General features: G+C 63.0%; 20 protein-coding genes. 9 read left to right on the top strand and 11 right to left on the bottom strand.

Features of this window, described 5'->3' with window-relative positions; all coding sequences use genetic code 11:
* Nucleotides 1-6: 6 nt before the first annotated feature.
* The 6 genes from PRJ_RS04990 to mreB form a co-directional block, all read right to left on the bottom strand.
* Entirely contained in the window at nucleotides 7-3,828 is a 3,822-nt protein-coding gene (locus PRJ_RS04990; RefSeq protein ID WP_104960854.1) for a YhdP family protein, read from the bottom strand.
* A gap of 82 nt (nucleotides 3,829-3,910) precedes the next feature.
* Nucleotides 3,911-5,368 (bottom strand): ribonuclease G, encoded by a 1,458-nt coding sequence (gene rng / locus PRJ_RS04985; protein WP_010952135.1) that lies wholly within the window; start codon nucleotides 5,366-5,368, stop codon nucleotides 3,911-3,913.
* Nucleotides 5,369-5,421: 53 nt separating this feature from the next.
* A complete protein-coding gene (locus tag PRJ_RS04980) occupies nucleotides 5,422-6,033 on the bottom strand; it encodes a nucleoside triphosphate pyrophosphatase (RefSeq protein WP_104960853.1) in 612 nt (203 codons plus the stop codon).
* A gap of 32 nt (nucleotides 6,034-6,065) precedes the next feature.
* Nucleotides 6,066-6,554 carry a rod shape-determining protein MreD gene (gene mreD / locus PRJ_RS04975; RefSeq protein ID WP_003255161.1) on the bottom strand — a complete coding sequence of 163 codons (489 nt, stop codon included), beginning with the start codon at nucleotides 6,552-6,554 and terminating at the stop codon, nucleotides 6,066-6,068.
* Nucleotides 6,554-7,555, bottom strand: coding sequence for a rod shape-determining protein MreC (mreC, locus tag PRJ_RS04970; RefSeq protein ID WP_263399876.1), 1,002 nt, complete (start codon nucleotides 7,553-7,555; stop codon nucleotides 6,554-6,556). Before mreC ends, mreD begins: the two co-directional genes overlap by 1 nt.
* Before the next feature lie 226 nt (nucleotides 7,556-7,781).
* The gene (gene mreB / locus PRJ_RS04965; protein ID WP_003255163.1) at nucleotides 7,782-8,819 is read right to left on the bottom strand and encodes a rod shape-determining protein MreB; all 1,038 of its coding nucleotides are present in this window, start codon (nucleotides 8,817-8,819) and stop codon (nucleotides 7,782-7,784) included.
* Nucleotides 8,820-9,024: 205 nt separating this feature from the next.
* Between mreB and gatC the strand changes: the two genes are divergently transcribed.
* The 5 genes from gatC to PRJ_RS04940 all read left to right on the top strand — a co-directional run bounded on the left by gatC (nucleotide 9,025) and on the right by PRJ_RS04940 (nucleotide 13,841).
* Nucleotides 9,025-9,312 (top strand): Asp-tRNA(Asn)/Glu-tRNA(Gln) amidotransferase subunit GatC, encoded by a 288-nt coding sequence (gene gatC / locus PRJ_RS04960; protein WP_003255165.1) that lies wholly within the window; start codon nucleotides 9,025-9,027, stop codon nucleotides 9,310-9,312.
* A gap of 15 nt (nucleotides 9,313-9,327) precedes the next feature.
* Complete coding sequence (gene gatA / locus PRJ_RS04955) at nucleotides 9,328-10,779, top strand: Asp-tRNA(Asn)/Glu-tRNA(Gln) amidotransferase subunit GatA (protein WP_104960851.1); 1,452 nt, start codon at nucleotides 9,328-9,330, stop codon at nucleotides 10,777-10,779.
* A gap of 11 nt (nucleotides 10,780-10,790) precedes the next feature.
* Complete coding sequence (gatB, locus tag PRJ_RS04950) at nucleotides 10,791-12,236, top strand: Asp-tRNA(Asn)/Glu-tRNA(Gln) amidotransferase subunit GatB (RefSeq protein WP_010952130.1); 1,446 nt, start codon at nucleotides 10,791-10,793, stop codon at nucleotides 12,234-12,236.
* 126 nt (nucleotides 12,237-12,362) lie between these two features.
* Nucleotides 12,363-12,737, top strand: coding sequence for a septal ring lytic transglycosylase RlpA family protein (locus PRJ_RS04945; protein ID WP_010952129.1), 375 nt, complete (start codon nucleotides 12,363-12,365; stop codon nucleotides 12,735-12,737).
* 60 nt (nucleotides 12,738-12,797) lie between these two features.
* A complete protein-coding gene (locus tag PRJ_RS04940; RefSeq protein WP_064492408.1) occupies nucleotides 12,798-13,841 on the top strand; it encodes a calcium/sodium antiporter in 1,044 nt (347 codons plus the stop codon).
* A 551-nt stretch (nucleotides 13,842-14,392) separates the two neighbouring features.
* Here PRJ_RS04940 and PRJ_RS04925 read toward each other — a convergent pair.
* From PRJ_RS04925 to PRJ_RS04915, 3 genes are all read right to left on the bottom strand, one after another.
* Entirely contained in the window at nucleotides 14,393-15,754 is a 1,362-nt protein-coding gene (locus tag PRJ_RS04925; protein WP_104960850.1) for an amino acid permease, read from the bottom strand.
* A 56-nt stretch (nucleotides 15,755-15,810) separates the two neighbouring features.
* Entirely contained in the window at nucleotides 15,811-16,752 is a 942-nt protein-coding gene (locus PRJ_RS04920; RefSeq protein ID WP_012051304.1) for an AEC family transporter, read from the bottom strand.
* Between the two features lie 193 nt (nucleotides 16,753-16,945).
* Nucleotides 16,946-17,833 carry a hypothetical protein gene (locus PRJ_RS04915; protein WP_020193101.1) on the bottom strand — a complete coding sequence of 296 codons (888 nt, stop codon included), beginning with the start codon at nucleotides 17,831-17,833 and terminating at the stop codon, nucleotides 16,946-16,948.
* A gap of 160 nt (nucleotides 17,834-17,993) precedes the next feature.
* On the opposite strand from PRJ_RS04915, the gene olsB reads away from it, so the two are divergent.
* On the top strand, nucleotides 17,994-18,749 hold the full coding sequence (gene olsB, locus PRJ_RS04910; RefSeq protein ID WP_104960849.1) for an L-ornithine N(alpha)-acyltransferase: 756 nt from the start codon (nucleotides 17,994-17,996) through the stop codon (nucleotides 18,747-18,749).
* Nucleotides 18,749-19,537 (top strand): lysophospholipid acyltransferase family protein, encoded by a 789-nt coding sequence (locus tag PRJ_RS04905; RefSeq protein ID WP_104960848.1) that lies wholly within the window; start codon nucleotides 18,749-18,751, stop codon nucleotides 19,535-19,537. The genes olsB and PRJ_RS04905 overlap by 1 nt, the downstream gene beginning before the upstream one ends.
* 113 nt (nucleotides 19,538-19,650) lie before the next feature.
* On the opposite strand, the gene PRJ_RS04900 is transcribed toward PRJ_RS04905, so the two are convergent.
* Entirely contained in the window at nucleotides 19,651-20,235 is a 585-nt protein-coding gene (locus tag PRJ_RS04900) for an ACP phosphodiesterase (RefSeq protein WP_010952124.1), read from the bottom strand.
* Between the two features lie 150 nt (nucleotides 20,236-20,385).
* On the opposite strand from PRJ_RS04900, the gene PRJ_RS04895 reads away from it, so the two are divergent.
* Entirely contained in the window at nucleotides 20,386-20,688 is a 303-nt protein-coding gene (locus tag PRJ_RS04895) for a helix-turn-helix transcriptional regulator (RefSeq protein WP_003255178.1), read from the top strand.
* Between the two features lie 17 nt (nucleotides 20,689-20,705).
* Nucleotides 20,706-21,755: an alkene reductase gene (locus PRJ_RS04890; protein ID WP_010952123.1), complete on the top strand. Its 1,050-nt coding sequence runs from the start codon at nucleotides 20,706-20,708 to the stop codon at nucleotides 21,753-21,755.
* 109 nt (nucleotides 21,756-21,864) lie between these two features.
* On the opposite strand, the gene PRJ_RS04885 is transcribed toward PRJ_RS04890, so the two are convergent.
* Nucleotides 21,865-22,734, bottom strand: a complete 870-nt coding sequence (locus tag PRJ_RS04885; protein WP_104960847.1) for an ATPase — start codon at nucleotides 22,732-22,734, stop codon at nucleotides 21,865-21,867.
* Nucleotides 22,735-22,797: the final 63 nt, after the last annotated feature.

Below are 22,797 nucleotides of genomic sequence, written 5' to 3'. Positions count from 1 at the left end.
GTACTCCTAGCGGGATTTCTCGAAAGGTTTCACAAATGTGATTCTAGGCTCTTTCCACGGCCCTTCGACACGGTAGTGCACGCTGGCAAAGCGTGACACGCGGTCACCGATCAGCCGATCGACCAGGAACAGCGCACCGCCCACCGCCGGCGCGCCGACGATCAACGCCGCCAGCGGCAGGTTGTTGGTCACCGGCAGGCTCACCTGCAAGTCAGCATCGACCCGGTCCCTGACCATGTCCAGCGTGCCGTCGAGCTCGAAGTTGCTCGACGGGCCGGTCACGGTAATCGGTTCGCGGGTCACGTACACGCCACTGCTGGCCACCAGCAAGCCCTTGACCCGGTCATAGGCCAGGCCCTTGTCAAACAGGTCGGAAAAGTCCAGACGCAGGCGCCGGCCAATCGAGTTGAAGTTGAGCAGGCCGAACACCCGCAGTGCCTGTGCGCTGCCTTCGACCTCGACGAACTGGCCGGTGCGCAGCGCCGCATCCATGCTGCCCGAGAAGCGCTTCAGGCCCACTGCGGCCGGCGAACCCGGCCAGCGGCCATCCACGTCCAGGCGGAAGTCGCGGCTGGTCACCGTCGGGGCAAAGCCCCAGGCGCTGAGCACATCCGCCAGGTTCTTGCCGTCAAGGCGCCCTTTGTACCAGCTGCTGGTTTTGCCCGTTTCACCCTCCCAGCCACCACCGCCATCGATGCGCAACCCCTTGAGGTCGAGGTCGATATCACTGGCAGTAACGCCACGTGGGGTCGGCCGCAGCTTGATCGCGGCACTACCGTAAAGATCGTCACCGCGATAGAGCTTGTCGATGCTCAGGTCCAGTGCCGGTACTTTGCGCGGATCGAACGAGGCCAGCGGGTCGGGACCGTCTTCAGCCTGCTGTTCAGCGGCGCTGGCGGCAGGCAGCCGCAAGGTCTGCATGCGCACGACCATCGGCGCGCCCTTGGCATCCGGAACGCGTGCGTTACCGATGACTTCCTTGCTGTCGAGGCGCAAATCCCAGGCCGGGCCGCCCCGGGCCAGGCGTACCACGGCCTGGTTCAGGTCCATGCCGAAGGCTTTCAATTGGCCGATGCTCAGGTCGACGCTTTGCAGGTTCTGCCGCGCGCTGCCACCGGGGTCGTCCCCAGCCAGCCGGCCCGCCTGCTCTTGCCAGGGGGCCAGGTCCAGGGTCTCCAGGCGCCCGCGCACCCTCAGCCCCTGGCTGGCAGGTACCCGGGCGTCGCCTGTGCCCAGCACTAGCTCGCCGCGGCCCTGGGTCAAGTTTTCAGCCGGTGCAGCATAGGCAAAGCGGGCAAGGTCGGCGTAGGCAGCATCGAATTGCCGCTCCGGGCCCTGAAGGCTCATGCTGAAACGGCTGTCGCGGGTATCTGCTGCCGCTTTGCCGAACGGAGCCGGCAGGTCGATGGCCAGCCCCTTGAGGCTGGAAGTGACACTCAGGCGGTTGTCCCGGCTCCCCAGACTGAGCTGCAACTGATAGGGCAGGTCACCGGAGGCCGGCAAGGCCTGCTTGAACTGCAACCAGTCAGTCAGCGCCTTGAGCGATACCTGGCCATTGGCATTGATGCGGGTCTGCATCTGCCCAGCCTGACCTTCAGCGGTTATTTGCGCCGTTACCGGCTTGCCGAAGGCCTGTAGGCTGATGCCTTTGCCACTCAGGCCCTTGTCGAAATCGAAGCTGAAGTCTCCCTTCAGGCGGCTCAACTCCAGGCTTGGCGGAGCAACTTTCAGGCGCGCATCGCTGGTGGCGAAGTCCACCTGCACTTTTGGGCGCTGCCCATGGGCCAGCGGGATATCGAGCTTGACCTTGCCCTTCAGCGGCCCCTCACCTTCCCAGCCGGCGAAAATTTCACCAGTGCCGATGGGCGCCTCCTTGAGAATCTTCAGGCCATCACCCAGGCTACCGTCGAAGTCGCCATCCAGGTAGAGATGGCTGTGCTGGTCGCCGTCGACATGCGGGATATCGACATTCACATCGCTGACCTTGGTGTCGAGCAGCACGCCTCGCTGGGCCTTGATGCGCACGCCACTGTCCTCGATGAACACATCACCATCGACGTGCTGCACCTGTGGCCAACCGGGCTGGAAGTCCAGCGCGGCGTCATGCACCTTGAAGAACAGGCTGATGCTGCGCGCTTGCGGGGATGCGCCATGGTTCAGCGAGCCCTGATACTGGAAGTAGCCTTCATCCACAGCGCCTTTGACGATAGCGCTGCGCAGCCACTCGTCGAGGGCCGGGCTGAGCACCTCGGGCAGATACTTGGCAGTAAAGCGGCCATCGCCTTCGGTCAGGCCGACGCGCAGGTCCATGTAGTCCTCGCGGCCTTCCTCGAACAACAGGCGAATCAGGAAGTCACCGGCGATCTTGCCCTCCTCGCCCAGCACCTTGAGGTAGGGCGCAATCAGGGTGAAACCGTCTTTGTCCAAGGTCCAGGTCAAGCGCGCATTCGCCTTCTGGTAATGCCAGGGCTTGGCGAAGATCGGGTACAGATGCAGCATGAACGCATCGGTATCCAGGCGCAGCTCGCCGTGGCCCAGGTCACCACTGATGCTGCCACTGACGTTACCGGCCGCCGGGGCGTTGTGATAAGCATCGAAGCCTACCTTCTCCAGGTTGGCTGCGAACTGCAGGCGCTGGTCACCCTCGGCCTTGGGCCTGGCCTCGAGGCGCACATTGCGCAGCGCACCGGTCACCTTCAAGCCATCGACCACATCCTTGACCTTGTCCGGCAGGGGGGCCAGGGCATCGATCAGCGGAGTCAGCGGGGTGAGGTCGAGGCGGTCGGCCTGTAACTGCCAGCTTTCATCGGCTGCGCTCTGGCCAGGGCGCTGCTGCAACTGCAGGTGAGACTCCCAGCGGGCCTTGCCGAGGTCCATGGCCAACGAGTCGACGACCACATCGAAGCCTTGCTCCCGGCGCTGGAACCAGGCGCCCAAAGCCAGGTTATTCAGGTTGGCAGCCTTGCGCCCGGCATAGGCCCCCTCCAGCCTGGGTGCATTGAGCCGTACCACGGCCCGTTGCAACTGCCCCTTGCCCCACCCGATCCAGAACTCACCGCCCGCCCGCAGGGTGTCAGCATGCCACTGCCCCAACACCCTGGGCGGCAACCAATGTGCCCAGTCACTTTGCGGCAGGCTCACATAGGCTTCTACCTCGCCATCACGCCAGGCTTCGGCCGACATACGGCTGTTCAGGCTCAACGCCAGGGGCTGGCCGTCAGGCAGGGTCGCACGCAAATCCAGGGCCTGGCGTTTAGCACCGGCCTGCAGGCCGGCACTCACATATATCAGGGTCAGCGGGTCGCGCTGCCAGGGGTGCAGGGTGACCAGACTGTCGAACACATCGATGCGCCCCAGCTGGCGCAGGCGCTGCAGCAAGTCGGCAGGGTCCAGCGGCGCGTCGTCCTTCTTCGGCAGGCCTTCCAGGCTCCAGGCGCCCTGCTCGTTTTCGCGAAGGATCAGTTGCAGCCCGCCCAGCTGGATGCGCGCCAGGCGCACTTCGCGGGCGGTGAGGCTGGCCCAGATGTCGGGCACCACCATGACGTCGTCCAGCCGGAGCGCCCTGGTGCCTTCGCCCAGTTGCAGGTCACGTACCCGCAGCACAGGGGCCAGTCCGCTCCAGTGCCCTTCCAGGGCACCGACATGCACGGGCAGGCCCAGCGCCTGCTCGGCCTTGCTTTCTACGTCGGCACGGTACTCGGCTACCAGCGGCACCAGTTCACGACCAAGGCTGACATACAGCGCCACCAATACTGCCAGCAGGGCACATATGCCCAACCCCCAGCGGGTCAGAGCAACAAGAACGCGGTTCAGACGTCCCATGGCCATGGCCCTCCAAGTCGTTTATCCATGATGGCCCGTCGTGCCGGTTTTGCCAGCACGACGATGCAGTGGCGTGTTTCAGAAGACCTCAGAGCAGCACCACGTCGTATTGTTCCTGCGAATACATCGACTCGACCTGGAAGCGAATGGTTCGACCGATGAAGGCTTCCAGTTCCGCCACGTTGCCTGACTCTTCATCCAGCAGGCGGTCGACCACCTTCTGGTTGGCCAGCACACGGTAGCCTTCAGCCTGATAGGCACGGGCCTCACGCAGGATCTCGCGGAATATTTCGTAACAGATGGTCTCGGGTGTTTTCAGCTTGCCGCGGCCCTGACAGGCCAGGCACGGCTCGCAAAGCACCTGTTCCAGGCTTTCCCGCGTGCGCTTGCGGGTCATCTGCACCAGGCCCAGCTCGGTGATGCCGATGATGTTGGTCTTGGCGTGATCGCGCTCCAGCTGTTTTTCCAGGGTACGCAGTACCTGGCGCTGGTGATCTTCGTCTTCCATGTCGATGAAGTCGATGATGATGATGCCGCCAATGTTGCGCAGGCGCAGTTGTCGGGCGATGGCGGTAGCAGCCTCGAGGTTGGTCTTGAAGATGGTTTCTTCGAGGTTGCGATGGCCGACGAAAGCTCCGGTGTTGACGTCGATGGTGGTCATCGCTTCGGCCGGGTCGACCACCAGGTAACCGCCGGACTTCAACGGCACCTTGCGCTCCAGAGCCCGCTGGATCTCGTCTTCGACGCCGTACAGGTCAAAGATTGGGCGCTCGCCCGGGTAGTGTTCGAGGCGGTCGGCAATTTCCGGCATCAACTCGCCGACGAACTGCGTGGTCTTCTGGAAGGTTTCCCGCGAGTCGATGCGGATCTTCTCGATCTTCGGGTTGACCAGGTCGCGCAGGGTACGCAGGGCCAGGCCAAGGTCTTCGTAAATGACCGTGGGCGCGCCGCAGGTCTTGATCTGGGTGCCAATCTGCTCCCACAGGCGGCGCAGGTAACGGATGTCCTGCAAGATCTCCTCGGCACGCGCGCCTTCGGCGGCGGTGCGCAAGATGAAACCACCGGCATCCTTGATGTTTTCGCCATCCATGCAGTCGCTGACCACTTGCTTGAGGCGCTCACGCTCGGCTTCGTCCTCGATTTTCAGCGAAATACCGACATGGCTGCTGCGTGGCATGTACACCAGGTAACGCGACGGAATCGATAGCTGGGTGGTCAGGCGTGCACCCTTGGTGCCGATCGGGTCCTTGGTCACCTGCACCACCAGGGCCTGGCCTTCATGTACCAGTGCGGTGATGTTCTCTACCGCCGAGCCTTCGCGCTGGGAGATTTCCGAGGCATGGATAAACGCTGCGCGTTCGAGGCCGATGTCGACGAAGGCCGCCTGCATGCCTGGCAGCACACGCACCACCTTGCCCTTGTAGATATTGCCGACGATGCCACGGCGCTGGGTGCGCTCGACGTGCACCTCCTGCAGCACCCCGTTTTCCACCACCGCCACACGTGACTCCATCGGGGTGATGTTGATCAGGATCTCTTCACTCATGGCAGGCTCTCGTCAAAGGTTCTTCTAATGATGGATGGCGTATGCACTGCTGGCTACTGCGGGTTTGTTACCTCTGGCGTATGCGCGAGCGACTGCCAGCAGGCGATGCCGAACTGGCCAAGCAAATCGGCCGTTTCACAGAGTGGCAAGCCGACCACCGCCGAATAGCTGCCGGAAAGGCCGCTGACGAAGACCGCACCCAGCCCCTGGATGGCATAGCCGCCAGCCTTGTCAGATGGCTCGCCGCTGGCCCAATAGCGTTGCGCTTCATCAGTGCTGATGGCGCGAAAGCGCACCGTGCTGGTCACGCAAAAACTGTGCACACGCTGGCCATCGCCCAGGGCGACAGCGGTCAGCACCTGATGCTCACGGCCTGACAGGTCAGCCAGCATGGCCAAGGCATCTTCACGGTTTTCCGGTTTGCCGAGAATACGACCATCGAGCACCACGGCAGTGTCTGCGCCGAGCACTACAGCCGGGCCGTCGACACTGGCCAGGCCGGCGGCGGCCTTTGCCCGGGCCAGGCGTTCGACGTAGGCAGGGGCGCTTTCGCTGGGTAGCGGAGATTCATCGACCGGGGCACTGATGACAATGAACGGCACGCCGATCTGCGTCAGCAGTTCACGACGACGGGGCGAGCCTGAAGCCAGGTATAGCGGGGTCATGCAGACATCTCCCTGTCAGTGGCGCGTTGCCGTCAGTTGATGTGCAAGCGTCGACGCAGGTCGCGCAAGGCAAAGCTGATCCACGGCCAGAGCAAGGCGCTGATCACCGCCGACCAGACAAGCGCCAGGGTGGGCAGGCGGTTGCCGGTCAGTGCACTGAGCCACAGCTGGATCAACTGGGCGATACCGAAGATCACCAGAATGACCAGGCTTTGCTGCCACATGGGGAACATGCGCAGACGCTGCTGCAGGGACAGCACCAAGAAGGTGATGAGGGTAAGGACCAGCGCATTCTGCCCCAGCAACGTGCCATACAGCACGTCCTCGGCAAGGCCCAGCACGAATGCCGTGGTCATGCCGACCTTGTTCGGCACGGCAAGGGTCCAGAACGACACCAGCAAGGCCAGCCACATGGGCCGGAACACTTCCATGAACTGCGGCATGGGGGAAACGCTGAGCAGCAGGCCGATGGCGAACGTAAGCCAGATGACCCAGCCGTTATTGCGGCGTGATGCAGCCATCATTGCCTCCGGGGTTGAGCGGGTGCGGCCGGCGTGGCAGGTGCAGCAGACGGGGCTGCTGGCTGCGCGACCGGAGTGGCCGGTGCTGCCGGTGCTGCCGGTGCGACCGACGCGGCAGGCGTGCCAGCGGCGGGTGCGACCTGATCACGGGTAGCGGCCGGCTGGCCAGCAGGTGCAGCGCCCTTGCGGTCAGCCTCTTCCTGGGCAATGGCGGCATCGGTGGCGCGCTGCTCCGGGCTACGCCGGTCACTGAACACCAGCAACATATAGCGGCTGCGGTTGAGCGCGGCGGTGGGGATGGCACGGACGATGGCAAAGGGTTGGCCGGAATCGTGGATCACTTCGTTGACCGTGGCCACCGGGTAGCCGGCAGGAAAGCGCTGCCCCATGCCGGAACTGACCAGCAGGTCGCCTTCCTTGATGTCGGCAGTGTCGGCCACATGGCGCAACTCCAGGCGCTCCGGGTTGCCAGTGCCGCTGGCGATGGCACGCAAACCGTTGCGGTTGACCTGCACCGGAATGCTGTGGGTGGTATCGGTCAGCAACAGCACCCGCGCGGTATAGGGCATCAACTCTACGACCTGGCCCATCAGGCCGCGGGCATCGAGCACCGGCTGGCCCAGGAACACACCATCACGCTCACCCTTGTTGATCAGAATGCGGTGGGTAAACGGGTTGGGGTCGACGCCGATCAGTTCCGCCACTTCAACCTTCTCGTTGACCAGCGCCGAAGAGTTGAGCAACTCGCGCAGCCGCACGTTCTGCTCGGTCAGGGCCGCCAGCTTCTGCAGGCGCCCCTGCAGCAGCAGGGCTTCGGTCTTGAGCTTCTCGTTTTCGGCAATCAGCTCGGTGCGGCTACCGAACTGGCCGGCCACACCTTGCCAGGCACGCTGTGGCAAATCGGTGATCCAGTACGACTCCATCAGCACCAGGCCCATCTGGCTGCGCACGGGTTTGAGCACGTCGAAGCGCGCGTCGACAACCATCAACGCGACCGACATCACCACCAGAACGAGCAGGCGAACGCCCAGCGAAGGGCCCTTGGAGAAAAGCGGTTTAATGGGCCGTTCCTCGTGGACGACTCAGGAGGTCATTGGACATGGAACAACGCACCAGCCTGGTTGCGGGTTGACGGATACGGCGCCCCAAACGGGCGCCAGCCCAGCGCATACAGGTAGCACTGTACGTACTACCTGTAAACCGGGCGCTCGTGAACAGCGAGCGGGATCACTCGCTGGAGAGCAGGTCCATCGCGTGCTTGTCCATCATCTCCAGGGCGCGACCGCCGCCACGGGCGACGCAGGTCAGCGGGTCCTCGGCGACGATCACCGGCAGGCCGGTTTCCTGGGCCAGCAGTTTGTCGAGGTCACGCAGCAGCGCACCACCACCGGTCAGCACCAGGCCGCGCTCGGCGATGTCCGAGGCGAGTTCCGGCGGCGATTGCTCGAGGGCGCTCTTGACCGCCTGGACGATGGTCGCCAGCGATTCCTGCAGCGCTTCGAGCACTTCGTTGGAATTCAGGGTGAAGGCACGCGGTACACCTTCGGCCAGGTTACGACCACGCACGTCGACTTCACGTACTTCGCCACCTGGGTAGGCAGTGCCGATTTCCTGCTTGATACGTTCGGCGGTGGATTCGCCGATCAAGCTGCCGTAGTTGCGGCGCACGTAGGTCACGATGGCTTCGTCGAAGCGGTCACCGCCAACGCGGACGGACTCGGCATAGACCACGCCGTTCAGCGAGATCAGGGCGATTTCAGTGGTACCGCCACCGATATCGACGACCATCGAACCGCGGGCCTCTTCAACCGGCAGGCCTGCACCGATGGCAGCGGCCATCGGCTCTTCGATCAGGAACACTTCACGGGCACCCGCGCCGAGGGCCGACTCGCGGATGGCGCGGCGCTCGACCTGGGTCGACTTGCACGGCACGCAGATCAGCACGCGCGGGCTCGGCTGCAGGAAGCTGTTCTCGTGAACCTTGTTGATAAAATATTGCAACATTTTTTCGCAGACGCTGAAGTCGGCAATGACGCCGTCCTTCATCGGACGAATGGCTGCAATGTTGCCAGGCGTACGGCCCAGCATGCGTTTGGCTTCGGTACCGACGGCGACGACGCTTTTCTGGTTGCCATGGGTACGGATGGCAACAACCGAGGGCTCATTCAGGACGATACCGCGCTCACGCACGTAAATAAGGGTGTTGGCAGTACCCAGGTCGATAGAAAGATCGCTGGAAAACATGCCACGCAGTTTCTTGAACATGGGAAAGTGACCCTGGGGAAAGCGTGGGTAAAAAAGTGCGGCAAACTCTAACAATGGCAGGGATTTTGGGCAAGGAGCCAATATGTTAAATTGGCTGTTTTTCCGAGCACGCCAGCAGAATTTCGCGGCCGTTAGACCGCCAGAAAGCTGACATGTTCCTCACCGCGGACCCAAATTCCGTTCTTTGTTTCCCTTGGAGATCCTCATGGCGCTTGAACGCTGCGACGTGGAAAAGATCGCCCATCTGGCCCGCCTGGGCCTGAATGATGGCGAACTGCCACGCATTACCGACGCCCTGAACAGCATTCTCGGCCTGGTCGACCAGATGCAAGCGGTCGATACCACTGGCATCGAGCCCCTGGCCCACCCGCTGGAGGCCAGCCAGCGCCTGCGTCCTGACCAAGTCACCGAAAGCAACCAGCGCGATGCCTACCAGGCCATCGCGCCGTCGACCGAAAGCGGTCTGTACCTGGTTCCCAAAGTCATCGAGTAAGGGATAGAGCCTGCCATGCATCAATTGACCCTGGCCGAGATCGCCCGCGGACTCGCCGACAAATCGTTTTCTTCCGAAGAGCTGACCGGCACGCTGCTGGCGCGCATCAAGCAGCTCGACCCGCAGATCAACAGCTTCATCAGCATCACCGACGACCTGGCCCTGGCTCAGGCGCGTGCCGCCGATGCCCGTCGCGCCGCTGGCGAAACCGGCGCGCTGCTGGGTGCACCGATCGCCCACAAAGACCTGTTCTGCACCAACGGCGTACGCACCAGCTGCGGCTCGAAGATGCTCGACAACTTCAAGGCGCCCTATGACGCCACCGTGGTCGCCAAGCTGGCCGAAGCCGGCATGGTCACCCTGGGCAAGACCAACATGGACGAGTTCGCCATGGGTTCGGCCAACGAATCCAGCCATTACGGCGCGGTGAAGAACCCGTGGAACCTCGAGCACGTTCCGGGCGGATCGTCCGGTGGTTCGGCCGCTGCCGTGGCCGCGCGCCTGCTGCCCGCCACCACGGGCACCGACACCGGCGGCTCGATCCGCCAACCAGCGGCACTGACCAACCTCACCGGCCTCAAGCCGACGTACGGTCGTGTGTCGCGCTGGGGCATGATCGCCTACGCCTCCAGCCTCGACCAGGGCGGCCCGCTGGCCCGCACCGCCGAGGACTGCGCGCTGCTGCTGCAAGGTATGGCCGGTTTCGACGCCAAGGACTCCACCAGCATCGAAGAACCGGTGCCGGACTACAGCGCCAGCCTGAACGCTTCGCTGCAAGGCCTGCGCATCGGCCTGCCGAAAGAGTACTTCGGTGCCGGCCTCGACCCACGCATCGCCGACCTGGTCCAGGCCAGCGTCAAAGAGCTGGAAAAGCTCGGTGCAGTGGTCAAGGAAATCAGCCTGCCGAACATGCAGCATGCCATTCCGGCCTACTACGTGATCGCTCCGGCTGAAGCCTCTTCCAACCTGTCGCGTTTCGACGGCGTACGCTTCGGCTACCGCTGTGAAGAGCCCAAAGACCTCACCGACCTGTACAAGCGCTCACGCGGCGAAGGGTTCGGCGTTGAAGTACAGCGCCGCATCATGGTCGGTACCTACGCCCTGTCGGCCGGCTACTACGACGCCTATTACGTGAAGGCGCAGCAAATCCGCCGCCTGATCAAGAACGACTTCATGGCCGCCTTCAACGATGTCGACCTGATTCTCGGCCCGACCACGCCAAACCCGGCCTGGAAGCTTGGCGCCAAGAGCAGCGACCCGGTTGCCGCCTATCTCGAAGACGTCTACACCATCACCGCCAACCTGGCGGGCCTGCCAGGCCTGTCGATGCCTGCGGGCTTCGTCGACGGCCTGCCGGTCGGCGTGCAACTGCTGGCGCCGTACTTCCAGGAAGGCCGCCTGCTCAACGTCGCGCACCGCTACCAACAGGTGACCGACTGGCATACCCGCGCCCCCAACGGCTTCTGAGGAATTCACACATGCAATGGGAAGTTGTGATCGGGCTGGAAATCCACACTCAGCTCGCCACCCAGTCGAAGATCTTCTCCGGCAGCGCTACCACTTTCGGCTCCGAGCCGAATACTCAGGCCAGCCTGGTTGACCTGGGCATGCCCGGCGTACTGCCGGTGCTGAACGAGCAAGCCGTGCGCATGGCGTGCATGTTCGGCCTGGCCATCGATGCCGAGATCGGCAAGCGCAACGTGTTCGCACGCAAGAACTACTTCTACCCCGACCTGCCCAAGGGCTACCAGATCAGCCAGATGGACCTGCCGATCGTCGGCAAGGGCCACCTGGACATCGCGCTGGAAGACGGCACCATCAAGCGCATCGGTGTAACCCGCGCGCACCTGGAAGAAGACGCCGGCAAGAGCCTGCACGAAGACTTCAGCGGTTCCACCGGCATCGACCTGAACCGTGCCGGCACCCCGCTGCTGGAAATCGTCTCCGAGCCTGACATGCGCAGCGCCAAGGAAGCCGTGGCTTACGTCAAGGCGATCCACGCGCTGGTGCGCTACCTGGGCATCTGCGACGGCAACATGGCCGAAGGTTCGCTGCGCTGCGACTGCAACGTATCGATCCGCCCGAAAGGCCAGACCGAGTTCGGCACTCGCTGTGAAATCAAGAACGTCAACTCGTTCCGCTTCATCGAGCGCGCGATCAACAGCGAAATCCAGCGCCAGATCGACCTGATCGAAGACGGTGGCAAAGTGGTGCAGGAAACCCGCCTGTACGACCCGAACAAGGACGAAACCCGCTCCATGCGCAGCAAAGAGGAAGCCAACGACTACCGTTACTTCCCCGACCCCGACCTGCTGCCGGTGGTCATCGAGGACAGCTTCCTCGAAACCATCCGCGCCGGCCTGCCGGAGCTGCCGCCACAGAAGGTCGAGCGCTTCCAGACTCAGTACGGCCTGTCGGCCTACGACGCCAACGTATTGGCCTCCAGCCGCGAACAGGCAGACTACTTCGAAGAAGTGGTGAAGATCGGTGGTGATGCCAAGCTGGCAGCCAACTGGGTCATGGTCGAACTGGGTAGCCTGCTGAACAAGCTGGGTGTCGAAATCGATCAGGCGCCGGTCAGCGCCGCGCAACTGGGCGGCATGCTGCTGCGCATTCGTGACAACACCATCAGCGGCAAGATTGCCAAAACCGTGTTCGAGGCCATGGCCGCCGGTGAAGGCGATGCCGACAGCATCATCGAGAGCAAAGGCCTGAAACAGGTTACCGACACGGGTGCGATCGACAAGATGCTCGACGAAATGCTGGCAGCCAATGCCGAGCAGGTCGAACAGTATCGCGCAGCCGATGAGGCCAAGCGCGGCAAGATGTTCGGCTTCTTCGTCGGCCAGGCCATGAAAGCCTCCAAAGGCAAGGCCAACCCGGGGCAGGTGAACCAATTGCTCAAAGCCAAGCTCGAAGGGTGATGGTTTTACCCCTGTAATGCTGCGAGGGCTTCGCCCTCGTTCGCGGCTGAAGCCGCTCCTACACAAGCCAGCGTTCCCTGTAGGAGCGGATTTACCCGCGAATGGTCGCACCGGAGAGCACCTGACTTGCTAAAACGTTCCCTCGGCACCCTCGCCCTGTTTTCTTTCCTGGCCGGCTGCGCCAGCCATGACATCGACCCGCGCGGCTACGACCAGACGGGCACCGCTTCCTACTACGGCTCGCGCCACCATGGCAAACGCACCGCCAGTGGCGAACCGTTCAACCAGCACGCCCTTACCGCCGCCCACCGCAGCCTGCCCTTCGGCACACGTGTACGGGTGACCAACATGGCTAACCAGCGCAGTGTGGTGGTACGCATAAACGACCGTGGCCCGCACACCCGCGGCCGCCTGATCGACCTGTCTCGCGCAGCAGCGGAAAAAATCGGCATGCTCCGTAGCGGAACAGCGCGTGTGCGAGTACAAGGGCTTAGCGACTGACGCGACAGGAGTCCGACCATTTTCGACCTGGCCACCCTTCCCACTTTTAGCCTGCTGCAAATGGGCGTTGCCCTGCTGTTGCTGGTCGGCGGCGCCGAGCTACTGGTGCGCTCCGCTTTGCGCCTGGCGCAGCGCCTGCACGTGCGCCCGCTGATCATAGGCCTGAGCCTGGTGGCCTTCGGCAGTACCGCGCCACAATTGACCGTAAGCCTGCAGGCCGCCTACCAGGGTGCGCCGGATGTGGCAGTAGGCAGCGTGATCGGCAGCAACATCTTCAACGTACTGGTCATTCTCGGCCTGGCCGCGCTGATCATCCCGCTGCGGGTGTCACGCCAGCTGGTGCGGCTGGACATTCCCCTGATGATCCTTGCCAGCGGGCTGGTGTATGCGCTGTCCGCCAATGCCCATCTGGGCAGGGTTGAAGGGGCACTGCTATTGCTGGGGCTGGCCGGTTACCTGGCAATGCTCTGGCATCAGTCGCGCCATTACGCACGCACCTACCCTGCCCCGGACGCCGCCAGGTCCGGGGCCGGGCGCTTCTGGTCAGGTACGCTGCTGCAGATACTGGTCGGCCTTGGCCTGCTGAGCCTGGCGGGCCACTTGCTACTGGAAGCTGCCATCGAGGTGGCCACCGACCTGGGCCTGTCCGAGCGTATTATCGGCCTGACGGTCGTCGCCATCTGCACCTCCCTGCCGGAACTGGCCGCTGCGCTGATCGCCGCCTTGCGTGGCGAACGGGAGATCGCCGTGGGCACGGTGATCGGCAGTAACCTGTTCAACCTGCTGGCTGTACTGGGCCTGACCGCACTGATCACCCCGGAACCCCTGTCGATCTCGCCTAACGCGCTGTCTTTCGATCTGCCTGTAATGCTCGGCGTTGCTGTCCTGAGCCTGCCAGTGTTCTATTCCGGTTACCGCATCACTCGCGCAGAAGGCCTGGTGTTTCTTTGCCTGTACCTGGCCTACGGCCTTCATGTGGCGGCTTTTACCATGGGTATGCCGCTGGCTGGCCGCCTGGAGCGATTGATGCTGTTCTATGTACTGCCGGTGCTCGCTACAGTGTTGCTGTACACCACCGTGCGTGCCTGGCGGAGGCAGCATTGAGGGGCATGGAAGGGAAACGCGTCAGGGCCGCCAGACGCATGCCTTTAGGCTTTCATCGCCTGTGAGATCGAGCGCCGCCCGCGCGGCGCTTCGCGGGTAAACCCGCTCCTACGTTTGTTTCGGGCCAATTATTCCTGTGGGATTTGCGCGCGAACGCTTTGGCGCATGCCTCGATATCGCGTCGTACAAACAAGGCGGTCGCGCGCGCCTGGCACAGAACGGTTTGTTTCGGGCCAATTATTCCTGCGGGATTTGCGCGCGAACGCTTTGGCGCATGCCTCGATATCGCGTCGTACAACAAGGCGGTCGCGCGCGCCTGGCACAGAACGGTTTGTTTCGGGCCAATTATTCCTGCGGGATTTGCGCGCGAACGCTTTGGCGCATGCCTCGATATCGCGTCGTACAAACAAGGCGGTCGCGCGCGCCTGGCACAGGAGGGACTGGCCCGAAACAAACGTAGGAGCGGGTTTACCCGCGAAGCGCCGCGCGGGCGGCGCTCGATCTCACAGGCACCGAAAACCTAACGGCATACCCCTTACGAACAAACCCGATCAGCCCTTGGCCTGGCGAGCCTTCTTCAGCTTGAAAGCCACCCACAGCACAGCGATCCATGCCGGGATCAGCATTACCGAGATGCGAATCGGCGGCGTCAGGTACATCACCACCAGGATCAGCACGATGAACGCCAGGCACAGGTAGTTGGTCAGCGGGTGCCCCAGGCTTTTGTAGAAGGGGGTGATCCCGGCGGCCAGCTTGGCCTTGCGGAATTTGAGGTGGGTAATGCTGATGCTCGCCCAGTTGATCACCAACGCGGACACTGCCAACGCCATCAGCAAGCCAAAGGCCCCGCCCGGCATCAGGTAATTGATCAGCACGCACAGGCCGGTCGCAAAGGCCGACACGCCCAGCGCGGTCAGCGGCACGCCGCTACGGCTTACCTTCAGCAACTGACGCGGCGCATCGCCCTGGCTGGCGAGGCCGAACAGCATACGGCTATTGGCGTACACACAGCTGTTGTACACCGAGAGCGCAGCCGTCAGCACCACGATATTGAGAATGGTCGCCACCAGGTCGCTGTCCAGTTCGTGGAAGATCATCACGAACGGGCTGCCGCCCTGCACCACCTTCTGCCAAGGGTACAGCGACAACAGCACTGCCAAGGCACCGATGTAGAAAATCAGGATGCGGTACACCACCTGGTTGGTGGCCTTGGGGATGCTCTCGCGCGGGTTGTCAGCCTCGGCAGCCGTGATGCCGACCAACTCCAGGCCACCGAAGGAGAACATGATCACAGCCAGGGCCATTACCAGACCCGTGACGCCGTTAGGGAAGAAGCCGCCGTACTGCCACAGGTTGGCCACGCTGGCATCCGGGCCACCATGACCGCTGCCCAGCAACCAGGCACCAAAGCCGATCATGCTGACGATGGCTACTACCTTGACCAGGGCGAACCAGAACTCCATCTCGCCATAGACCTTTACCTGAGTCAGGTTGATCAGGTTGATCACCACGAAGAAGATCGCCGCCGTGGCCCAGGTGGGGAAGTCCGGCCACCAGTACTGCACGTAGATACCGACCGCCGTCAGCTCGGCCATGCCGACCAGCACGTACACCACCCAGTAATTCCAGCCTGAGACAAAGCCGGCAAACTCGCTCCAGTATTGGTGGGCGAAGTGGCTGAAGCTGCCGGCGACCGGCTCTTCCACCACCATTTCGCCCAGCTGACGCATGATCAGGAAGGCCATCAGGCCGGCGATGGCGTAGCCCAGCAACACGGAGGGGCCGGCCAACTGAATGGTCTGGGCAATGCCCAGGAACAAGCCGGTACCGATGGCCCCGCCCAGCGCGATCAGCTGGATATGGCGATTCTTCAGCCCGCGCTGTAACCGCTCGGGCGTGCTCTGGTCTTGCATGAAGTGTCCTTTAGCTCAGTAAGGCAGTGTTGTTGCTGTTATTTGCAGTCAAGGATCTAGATCCATCCGCCCCACTGCAAGATGAAAATACCAATGTTGGTGGTGATCGCCGCCATTAGCGTGGTAATCACGATGATCGACGCGGCCAGCTCATGATTGCCGTTGGCCGCGCGCGCCATTACGTAGCTGGCTGCAGCGGTCGGGCTGCCTATGTACAGGAACAGGATGCCCAGCTCCGCCCCGCGAAACCCGCACAACCAGGCACCAAGAGTGCCGAGCAGCGGCAGCCAGAGCATCTTCACCAGGCTGGCATCGATGGCCAGCCGGCCACAGTTACGCAGCGCTGCCAGCGACAGCGTGCCACCGATACAGATCAGCGCCAGCGGCAGCGTCATCTGTGCCAGGTAGTCGCCCGAGGTCAGCAGCCAGTTGGGCAGCGGCACCTGGCCGTAAGCCATCGGTGCGGCCACCAGCACGCTGATAATCAGCGGGTTGCTGAAAATGCTTTTGCAGATGCTCCACGGATCGGACTTGAGGTCCGGGCTGTACACCGCCAGCACCACCGCGGACAGCGAGTTGTACATGAGGATGACCAAGCCTGCGAGCACCGCCCCCAGGGAGATGCCATAGTCACCGTACAGGCTGGCGGCCAGGGCCAGGCCTATCACACCATTGTTGCCGCGGAAGGCGCCCTGGGTATAGATGCCCCGGTCGGCCATCGGGCTGCGCCAGATGGCCATGCCCCAGGCAATGGCGAAACCGACCAGGGTGGCGACGATGAAATACAGGATGACACCGGGCTTGACCGCTGCGGCCAGGTCGGCGTGGTAGATGCCGAGGAAGAGCAGCGCCGGCATGCAGACGTTGAATACCAGCTGCGAGGCGACGCGGTTGAAGTTGTCGTCGATCAAGTGAATGCGTTTGAGCAGGACGCCCATGAACAGCATGGCGAAAACCGGCGCCGTGATGTTCAGGGTCTGGATAAGAAGGGCGAGCATGCGCAAGCGATCCTGGAGGGGTTGCCGTCAGGCGGCCAATGATACGTCAACGGCTGGGATTTGCGGGGATCAAGCGCGATAAAAGGAAATGTCTTTCAGGTTTTCTGCTGCCAGTACCGGCCGCTTTGCACCTAACCCCGCCCCCACAGGTACCACGCCGCGATTCATCGGTTCACACAAACCTGTGAGCCATTCATGAAAAGCCCGCAGCAGCCCAAGCCTTGTTCAGCCGCTTCTCCCGCGCCGACGCCGCCAGCGCCATCACCCCTTGGTCACGCTGCCAGACTTGCGCCCACTGCACCGGCCCTGTCGCCAACGCCGCATCGATCTCCCCCCGCAAGGCCTGGAACTGCGCAAACAACCCGCCAAGCAACAAGTGACAACCCATGCTATCGGCACACTGGCGGCTACCCTCGGCGCAGCCGGCCAACAGCCCAAGCAACTGCAGGCGCAGCCCCTGCGGCCAGGCGCACTCCTGCCCAACGCCATACAACCAGGCGGTCAGCGCCGCGAGCACATACAAATCCTCCAGCGAACGGAACGGCTTCACGTAGGCATCCCAGCCGTCACCGGCCAGCAACTCGCACGATGCCTGCTCCAGCAGCAGCCGGGCGTGCCCGACTTCCGGCATCAGCGGCAGGGTCGGCAATGGCTCCAGTGTCACCCCCGGCTCCCCGGGATAGACCACCGCCAGGCTCAGTTGCGGCGCCGCGCCAGCCGCTTCGCTACGCGCCGCCACCAGCAACCACTCCGCCTCCAGGCCTGCGGTAACGAAGTCTTTGCAGCCCGACAGCCGCAGAGCGTCCAGCCGTGTGTGCATGTCTGCAGGCCGCACGCTGCGCCGCTCGGTGGCACACAAGGCGCCAAGGCTGTGCGGCGCACTGGGCCACAGCACACGAAGGGCGGCCTGGTAACCCACCAGGAAGGCCAGGCCCGGGGTGGCCATTGCACGCCCACCCAGTACCGCCAGTTCGAACGGGGCAACCGGGCCGAGGCGCTCAAGCAGCGCGGCGTAGGTTTCGCCCAGGGTGCCTGTCGGCGCGAGGCGAAGCGGATCGTTGAGTCGTTGCAACCAGGCCATGGAACAGCTCCTTGCTGGAGGGCTTTCAGTTAAGGCTCAGGGTGTGTCACGCAAGCATCACCAAACATTCACAGGGGTGACACTGGGTCTACCTAGGCTGACTTTGCACAACAAAGCCGACCGGCCGCAACCCTTCATGGCTGGCTTATGGAGACTCGTAATGACTCGGATCGCTACCGCTGGCGACTACAGCACCGAACGCCGTCTGCAAGCCGAACGCCTGGTTGGCGCCGCGGCGTTGCAAGAAGCCCAGGCTCTGCGCTACACCGTATTCAGCGCAGAATTCAAGGCCAAGCTCAAAGGTGCCGAGCAGGGCCTGGACATGGACGACTACGACGTGCACTGCCGCCACATTGGTGTACGCGACCTGAGCACCGGCGAACTGGTTGCCACCACCCGCCTGCTCGATCACCAGGCCGCCAGCAGCCTGGGCCGTTTCTACAGCGAAGAAGAATTCAGCCTGCACGGCCTGTTGCAGCTGCAAGGCCCGATCCTCGAACTGGGCCGTACCTGCGTCGCCCCCGACTACCGCAACGGCGGTACCATCGCCGTGCTCTGGGGCGAACTGGCCGAGGTGCTCAACGAGGGCCGCTACAGCTATCTGATGGGCTGCGCCAGTATCCCCATGCAGGACGGCGGCGTGCAGGCCCATGCAGTGATGCAGCGCCTGCGTGAACGTTACCTGTGCACCGAACACCTGCGTGCCGAGCCGAAAAAACCACTGCCGAAACTGGCCCTGCCCAACAACGTCATTGCCGAAATGCCACCGCTGCTCAAGGCCTATATGCGCCTGGGCGCGAAGATTTGCGGCGAGCCATGCTGGGACGAAGACTTCCAGGTGGCAGACGTGTTCATCCTGCTCAAACGCGACGAGCTGTGCCCACGCTACGCCCGCCACTTCAAGGCGGCGGTCTGATGCCGAAGTTGCGGGTACTGGCCCGCCTCATCCGACTGCTGCTGGTGCTGGCGCAGGGCATGCTGATGGCCAGCATTATCGCCTTGGGCGAACGCTTGGGCTTCAAGGCGCCGATCGAACGGCGCCAGCGCTGGACTTGCCTGTTCATGAAGCGCCTGGTCGCTGCCCTGCCCTTCGACGTCAAGGTAGTCGGCGAACTTCCGCAACGGCCGATGTTGTGGGTCAGCAACCATGTTTCCTGGACCGACATCCCCCTGCTTGGCATGCTCACGCCGCTGTCTTTCCTGTCCAAGGCCGAAGTGCGCCACTGGCCGGTGGCCGGCTGGCTGGCGGAAAAGGCCGGCACGCTGTTCATTCGCCGTGGTGGTGGCGACAGTCAGCGCCTGCGCGAACAGATCGCCGGGCAACTGGGGCTGGCCCGCCCGCTGCTGATATTCCCCGAAGGCACCACTACCACCGGCCGCACGTTGCGCACCTTTCATGGCCGCCTGCTGGCAGGTGCCATCGACCGTGGCGTGGCAGTGCAGCCAGTCGCTATCCAGTACCTGCGTGATGGCCAGATCGACCCGGTAGCGCCGTTCATTGGTGAGGACGACCTGGTGTCGCACCTGATGCGCCTGTTCGCCCTGCCGCGGGGCGAGGTGTGCATCCACCTGCTGCAGCCAATAGGTAGCGTGGGCAAGGAACGTGCGGTGCTGGCGTTGCAGGCACAACAGGCGATTCACCTGGCGCTGTTCGGGGTTGAAGACGTGGAGATGGCGCCACGTCGGCAGGCGCGGGCTGCCTGAATGCGTGTACTGCCTGTTCTGGCCCTTTCGCGGGTGAACCCGCTCCTACACCGATCGCAATTCCCCGTAGGAGCGGGTTTACCCGCGAAGAGGCCAGTATCACCCACACACCTCTAACTGTCAGACATCCGCCCCACCGCAGCAAACGCCTGCAGTTGCGGGTAGAACTCGCGAAAATCCGCCAGCAGCGGCTCGTACAGCCGCTCCAGTTCCACCATCACCCCGGCCATCCCCTCAGGCCGCGACAAGCGCCGGGCAATGCCGTTGAACACCTGTTCCAGCGTGTCGAAATCGCCATACGCCCCTAGCCAGTCATCCGCTGCCATGAACGGCGCAATCCGCGCCAGTCGCCCAGGCAGCTCAGGCTCTGCCAGCAATACCCGATAGAACGCGCCAGTGAACTGCTCCAGCGGCTGATCGGCGTAATTGCCCCAGTGCCGTGCCAGGCAATGGTCGAAAAACACATCCAGAACGATGCCGGCAAAACGCCGCCGCTCGCGCGGAAAACGTGCCAGAGCCGCCAGCACCACTGGGTGCCGGTCAGTGTAACTGTCGATTTGCCGGTGCAGCCGGATGGCCGCCTCCAGCGCAGGCGCAAAGCGCCCTTCCAACGAGCCTTTGACAAAGTCGCCATACAGGCTGCCAAGCAGTTGTTGCGGCGCCGGGCCGCCCAGGTGCAAGTGTGCGAGGTAGTTCATGAGCGCAGTCTAGCATCGTCACCGAACATATCGTTATAACGCGATATATCGATTCGTGCTCAGCTCAGAACACCTTCGTATTGGTATATCGGAATTCAGCGAATTATATTTCGCCCTATCGCGATATACCGCTACAACGAGCCTCAAACCATGCCACTCGATCTCGACGAAATCATAAAAGCACTGGCCCACCCGGTCAGGCGAGAAATTCTCAGTTGGCTGAAAGACCCGGCAACCCAGTTTCCGGACCAGTACCACAGCACCGAAAACGGTGTGTGTGCCGGGCAAATCGACCAACGCTGCGGCCTGTCGCAGTCGACCGTCTCTGCCCACCTGGCCACGTTGCAGCGCGCCGGGCTGATCAGCAGCCAGAAGATTGGCCAATGGCACTTCTTCAAACGCGACGAAGCCACCATCCAGGCGTTCCTCGAACAACTGCGCCAAGCACTTTGACAAGGCAGGTAACCGCTATGACCACGCTTTTCGATCCGATCAAACTGGGCGACCTGCAACTGCCCAACCGTATCATCATGGCCCCGCTCACCCGCTGCCGCGCCGATGAAGGCCGCGTGCCCAATGCGCTGATGGCCGAATACTACGTACAACGTGCCAGCGCCGGGCTGATCCTCAGCGAGGCGACTTCGGTCAGCCCCATGGGCGTCGGCTACCCAGATACCCCCGGCATCTGGAACGATGAACAGGTACGTGGCTGGAACAACGTGACAAAGGCCGTGCATGCTGCGGGCGGTCGCATTTTCCTGCAGCTGTGGCACGTAGGTCGTATCTCCCACCCCAGCTATCTGAATGGCGAACTGCCTGTGGCCCCCAGCGCGATCCAGCCCAAGGGCCATGTGAGCCTGGTGCGCCCACTGAGTGACTACCCTACCCCGCGGGCGCTGGAAACCGAAGAAATCAACGACATCGTCGAGGCCTACCGCAGTGGCGCCGAAAATGCCAAGGCTGCCGGTTTCGATGGTGTGGAGATCCATGGCGCCAACGGTTACCTGCTCGACCAGTTCCTGCAAAGCAGCACCAACCAGCGCACCGACCGTTACGGTGGCTCGCTGGAAAACCGCGCGCGCCTGTTGCTGGAGGTGACCGATGCGGCCATTGAAGTGTGGGGCGCGCAGCGCGTAGGTGTGCACCTGGCACCGCGAGCCGACGCCCACGACATGGGCGACGCCGACCGCGCCGAGACCTTCACCTATGTGGCCCGAGAGCTGGGCAAGCGCGGCATCGCCTTCATCTGCTCACGGGAGCGGGAAGCCGACGACAGCATCGGGCCGCTGATCAAAGAGGCATTCGGTGGCCCGTACATCGTCAACGAGCGGTTCGACAAGGCCAGTGCCAATGCGGCCCTGGCCAGTGGCAAAGCGGATGCCGTGGCGTTTGGTGTGCCGTTCATCGCCAACCCCGACCTGCCGGCACGGCTGGCAGCGGATGCGCCGTTGAACGAGGCACATCCCGAAACCTTCTATGGCAAGGGGCCGGTGGGTTACATCGATTATCCGCGGTTGTGATTGAGGGCCATTCGCGGGCATGCCCGCTCCCACCGGTATAGCGACAGGCTTGAAAGCTGTGCTCGATCCTGTGGAAGCGGGCGTGCCCGCGAACAAGGCTCAGCTGATGTTACGGACGGGCGTTGATCTGTTGCTGCAGGTTCTGAATCTGGCTCTGCAGCGTATTCAGGTTACGCGTCATCTGCGCACGGAAGGCATCGAACTCCTGCACCGAAGCACTACCGGATGACGCCGCAGCCGGGCGGTTGTCGACCTGGCTCTTCAACACCAGCATGTCCTGCTGCAGGCTCTGAATGTCAGCGCTCGGGTTGCCCTGTTTCTTCAAGGCCGCCACCTCGCTACCCAAACTCTTGAGCTGGCCGTCCAGCTGAGCGCCATCCACCTGTGAGGCCTTCAGCGCGGCAACCTGCTCGCTCAGGCTCTTCAACTGGGCATCCAGCTTGCCACCATCGACCTGGCCGGAACGCAGCGCCGCCAACTCGCCATTCACCAGCTTCAGTTGCGCCTGCAACTGGCTTTGCAGCTCGGTCACAGCCTTCTGCTGTTCTCGGGTATCGGCCAGCACCTGCTCCAGACGTTTGCCCAGGTCGCCGGTCTGCCCGGCAACACCCTGCTGCAACTGGCGCAGCTGTAGCTTCAATGCCTCACTGCTGGTAGTGGCGCCAGACTCACTGGCCGCCACCTTGCCACTGATTGCCTGAAGGCGGCCAGCCGCCTCTTCACTGATGCGGGCAAAGCTTTCCTGGGTCGCCACCAGTTGCTGCTCCATCAGCGAGATCTGCTGGAAGCTCCACCAGCCCAGACCCGCCAAGGCGATGAACGAGGCACCGAGCAATGCCCACAACGGCGCCGTGCTGGCCCCGCGGGCGGCTTTCTGGCGGCTGCGCATCACATGCGCCGGCATCAGTTCGTCATCATCAACGGTGCCCGCCCGCAAGGCAGGCACGTCATCAAAGTCATCGTGAGCATGGTTACGCATGGATACATTCAACCGCGGTAGTCACAAAGAGGCACGAGTATAAACCGCCAGCGCGGCGCATTG

Origin of the sequence: Pseudomonas sp. XWY-1, assembly GCF_002953115.1 — a bacterium.
Lineage (GTDB): Bacteria > Pseudomonadota > Gammaproteobacteria > Pseudomonadales > Pseudomonadaceae > Aquipseudomonas > Aquipseudomonas alloputida.
This window is presented reverse-complemented; position numbering and strand designations above follow the sequence as displayed.